This is a genomic window from Bradyrhizobium sp. (genome assembly GCF_019242285.1).
GTDB lineage: Bacteria > Pseudomonadota > Alphaproteobacteria > Rhizobiales > Xanthobacteraceae > Bradyrhizobium.
This window is the reverse complement of the sequence record NZ_JAFAVV010000204.1, coordinates 1-2511: the sequence shown is the minus strand read 5'-3', so window position 1 is coordinate 2511 and position 2511 is coordinate 1. Positions and strand designations below refer to the sequence as shown.

The 2511-nt window shown below is 61.9% G+C and carries 4 protein-coding genes; 2 read left to right on the top strand and 2 right to left on the bottom strand.

The features are described from left to right. Nucleotides 1-347: VOC family protein (locus JOY90_RS07670; protein WP_291690545.1), on the bottom strand; the 347-nt coding region annotated here is incomplete at its 3' end. Between the two features lie 215 nt (nt 348-562). Next, nucleotides 563-673 (bottom strand): ABC transporter, encoded by a 111-nt coding sequence (locus JOY90_RS07665; protein ID WP_291690544.1) that lies wholly within the window; start codon nt 671-673, stop codon nt 563-565. A 679-nt stretch (nt 674-1352) separates the two neighbouring features. Here JOY90_RS07665 and JOY90_RS07660 point away from each other — a divergent pair. Together JOY90_RS07660 and JOY90_RS07655 are read left to right on the top strand one after the other, a co-directional pair. After that, nucleotides 1353-2021: a hypothetical protein gene (locus tag JOY90_RS07660; protein WP_291690543.1), complete on the top strand. Its 669-nt coding sequence runs from the start codon at nt 1353-1355 to the stop codon at nt 2019-2021. A gap of 100 nt (nt 2022-2121) precedes the next feature. Further along, complete coding sequence (locus JOY90_RS07655; protein ID WP_291690542.1) at nt 2122-2487, top strand: hypothetical protein; 366 nt, start codon at nt 2122-2124, stop codon at nt 2485-2487. Nucleotides 2488-2511 lie beyond the last annotated feature (24 nt).

Here is a 2511-nt window from a genome sequence, read left to right as displayed (position 1 = left end):
TACACGGCGTAGTACGACGGCTCGTAATACTCGCCCGGCGGATCGACGACTGTCATTCCGTTCTTCACGAGGAAGGCGCCGAGCGCATCCACGTCACTGCGGCTCGCAAGTTCGAATGCATAGTGATGAAAGCCGATGTCGCCCTTGCGATACTTGCGTTTCCTGCCCCTCGCATCGGCTTTGGCGATCCAGAACAGCGTCCTGCCGTTGCTCCAGCCGGCCATGTCGGCGTAGTCGTATTTGAGCTTGAAGCCGAGAAAGCCGAGCAGCTTGCGGTAGAACTCCTTCGAGCGCGCGAAGTCGCCGACGCTCAGGACAAGATGATCGATGCCGACAACACGAGGCATGAATTAGGCCGTTCGCTGGTGCTGCTTGCCTCGAGGATTATTACGCGCTGGTCGGGCTCAAAGCGCAGCTTGAACGCGAGGAGAATTACGACAAGGCGGCCGCCGTGCTCGCCGGCAAATAGGCGGCGGGATAGCCAGGCCGATAGGCCTGCCGCTAAAAGAAAGGGGCCGGCACTAGGCCGGCCCTTCCCCCATACAATTGCTGTACAGCAACTTTACCCCTTGGTAACGACCGGCGGCGGGGCCTTACCCTTGCCGGTTTGAGCGCAGCCGGCGATGCTCAGGAGAGCCAACACCGCGGCCGTGGCTAGAGCGAGCTTTTTCATGAAGAACTCCCCCTTGTCATGACGAGGTTAACCATACAGGGGGGGCCACCAGTCCTCTAGTGCTGAAAAGACACACTCCCGATCTGATTGCATCGCATTTGCGGCCCCAATCGTCCCCCCGGAGGCGAGTTGGGCAGGGAAACGCCGTTTGGTGCTCTCGAAACGGCGATTCCAGCTCAATTCACCACCTGCCCCGGCAAAACCGACGAAGACGGCTTGTATCTCACGACGAAGACGGCTTGTTATCTGGGGTCCCCTGCTAGAATCCTCGGGAAAACGGGCGTTGCAAATATGCCGCAGTGCAAGAAATCCGGGAATTCCGTCGAATATTTGCCATCGGGCAAAGGACAATTATTGGTACGATCACGGCTCGGGATCGACACCGGAACCACGCGTGGCGTAGGCGCAGCCGCCGGCCCGCGAAGCTCAGGTTCTGGCGCGTGGATTTCGTGCCTCGATGGCTCATTGTGGTCACGCGGAGGGGCATTTCATGCGGCATAAGCTGAGCAATCGGGCGCCGGCGCTTCGGCTGGCAGGGCCCCTTGGCCTGGTCCCTCTGGTCCTTGGCCTGGCCGTCCTGACCGGGTTTGGCGGGACCGCAAAGGCGCAAAACCCGAGCGCGCCGAATGGCCCCCAGGCGCCGAAGATCGTCCGCGCCCCCGCAGCAAGAGCACCGGTCGTGACCAGCGGCTCGGGCGCCTATTACATCGAATTTCGCTCGCGCTTCGCCTGGGATTACGGCCACACTTATTTGGTGCACGGCCGGGTCGGGGAGGCGCCGACCAAGGCCAGCGTCGCCGGCCTCTCCCCGGTCGGCGACGATGCCACCGCCTGGGTGATCGGGCATTACGTGCCGGTGCCGGCCGAGACCGGATGGACCGACGGCGATCTGGAAGACAAATACATCACCGCCCGCTATCGCGTCTTGATGAGCAAGGAGCAACACGATCGCGTGATGGCTTATGTCCGCGATCTGCAGTCGCGCTCGCACACCTGGAGCGCCGAACTCTACAACTGCAATGCCTTCGTAGCCGACGTCGCCAAGTTCATGGGCCTGAAAGTGCCGGCTTCGACGCTGATCTATCCGAAAGTCTTCGTCAACAACATGCGCATGATCAATACCGGCCATCCCGATGCGGCCGAAAATCTCATCAAAGAAAACGTCAAAGAGATGAGCAATCCGACGCGCGACGGACGGGCGATGATCAACAGCGGCGTGCGTACCGTGCGCGTCGACGGCACGCCATCAAGCGAGCCGCCGGCGCAGTCGCCGACCGTGACCATCGGTTCGGTCCGGGTGTCCAACAGGGCGGCCACCCCGCCGGCACCTGCTGCGCCATCTCAATAACGACGGACCAGCCGTGCCGATAGCGGACTTCAGGCTCATTGCCGCGCTGGCGGCGAGCGTCGCGCTTTCGGCCTGCGCCACGACATCGTCGCCACCGAGCGTGCTCGGCAGCAACGATGCTGCGGCGACGCCGATCGGCGGCCCGCAACGCGAACTTACGTCTGACGAGAAGAAGGTGATCGTCGGCGCGGTGGCGCCGTCGCTGCGCAATGCCGGTGCCGCGAAATACAAATGGGCGAAATTTCCTGCTGTCGTGACCGAGGATTCGGTCAATTACTGCGCGACGGTGGACGCGCAGAGTCCATTTCCCGCCTATAACGGCCACCAAGCCTATATCATCGAAGCCAAGGTAGTCGGCGGGCGGGTGTCCTCGGCGGTCATGGGTCTGATCGCCGGTGGCAAGGATTTTGCGATCGTCACCAAAATGTGCGCCAAATACGGTCTCGATCCGAAAAACGCGACCTGACGGGTGTCGCAGCTCAGTTGCGGC